This window comes from Clostridium sp. AF32-12BH (assembly GCF_003477935.1).
Lineage (GTDB): Bacteria > Bacillota > Clostridia > Lachnospirales > Lachnospiraceae > Brotaphodocola.
The window spans coordinates 1-1,456 of the sequence record NZ_QUEH01000045.1; the positions used below are offsets into that span (position 1 = coordinate 1).

General features: G+C 50.7%; 2 protein-coding genes and 1 pseudogene. All 3 read left to right on the forward strand.

The annotated features are described in order from the left end of the window. Positions 1-198, forward strand: a pseudogene (locus tag DWZ40_RS19105) (hypothetical protein); the annotation flags it as partial. 83 nt (positions 199-281) lie between these two features. Beyond that, on the forward strand, positions 282-635 hold the full coding sequence (locus tag DWZ40_RS19110; RefSeq protein ID WP_118544361.1) for a helix-turn-helix transcriptional regulator: 354 nt from the start codon (positions 282-284) through the stop codon (positions 633-635). A gap of 279 nt (positions 636-914) precedes the next feature. Further along, positions 915-1,456 (forward strand): plasmid recombination protein (locus DWZ40_RS19115; RefSeq protein ID WP_243035400.1); only part of this gene is annotated, 542 nt, incomplete at its 3' end.

Consider the following 1,456-nt stretch of genomic DNA (forward strand, 5'->3'; position numbering starts at 1 on the left):
CAGCTTGAAGTAAAAGACAGGCAGATTGAAAAGCTGACGGAGGCTCTGGTTGCCGCCCAGCAGACAGCAGCGGCGGCCCAGGCCCTTCACGCGGGGACAATCCAGCAGCAGCTTCTTACCGGGGAGGCCGGAGCGGATCAGCAGGGCCAGGAGCCGGAGCAAAAGCGCGGGTGGTTTAGTAAACTGTTTGGAAAGTAGAAAGCAACTTAAAGTTGCTCAATAATTGGTGGTAGCAACCGAGAAGCTATTGCTAAAATGATGATCAGAAAGGAGGAACAAATATGAGTATAGCGGCACCAATGATGGTTATTTCTTTGATCATCTATGCAGGTCTTTTCGGGCTATTTATCTATCTGGTTATCTTGATTATTCGAGCTTTGAAGAAATATATTAGGTCTAAAGATGTAAGAGCTGAAAAGAGCGTCCTTAAACAAAATTTAGGTGAAGTATTGAAAGACTTGCGGACTAAAAATAGGATGACCCAAGAATTTGTAGGAGAAACAATAGGGGTTAGTCGGCAAGCAGTATCTAAGTGGGAAAGCGGAGAATGTGATCCGAGTACCTCTAATTTGATTGCGCTGGCAAAGTTGTACGGAACGACGGTTGAGGAAATTTTGCAGAGCATAAAGCAGTGATTTGACAGTGTGGCCGAAGTCCCAGCCGGAGCCGCCCGAAAGCAGCGGGAAACCGTAGCGGTTGGCAGCTCCGGCAATCCCCGCGGGAGCGCGCAAAAGCACTTTCATACTGCCAGCCCCAATGGGGCGGCGGTGTGAAAGTGCTTTTGCGTTACTTTCTCACAAGAAAGTAACAAAGAGGTTGTGGCCTGCGGCCTGGTATGGTAAAATAGGAGTAGTAGGATATAGGCTTTTTTCGAGAAAGGGACGGGTGATTTTATAGGCACAACCATTTCGGGAATGACGGGCCGGGGAAGTATCCGGCACAACAACAGGAGCTTTTCAGCGGCGAATGTAGACCGAAGCAGGTCGGGGCAGAATGTCACCTTTTGCAACGAGGATTTGAAGAAGGTGTACCACGAACTTTTTGATGAAGCCCTGGCCGCCTACAATGCCAAAAAGAAAAAGACCAGGGATAAGATACCAGACTACTATGAGCATATTCGGCAAAGCAAGCAGGAGAAGCTATTTCACGAGGCTATCTTTCAGATCGGCAACTTAACGGACTGCGGGTGCGGCTCCCCTGGAGGGGAACGGGCGGCGGCAGCTCTCAAAGAGTTTGCAGAGTCCTTCCAGGAGCGCAACCCTCATCTGCGGGTGTTCAATATGGTGCTGCACATGGACGAGGCCACGCCCCACCTCCATGTGGACTTCGTGCCAGTGGCAACGGAGCAGAGCCGGGGCCTCTCAACGCGGGTATCAATGAAACAGGCGTTAAAGCAACAGGGATTTGAAGGGCTGGGCCGGAAGCAGACGGAATGGAAAGCCTGGATGGAACGGGA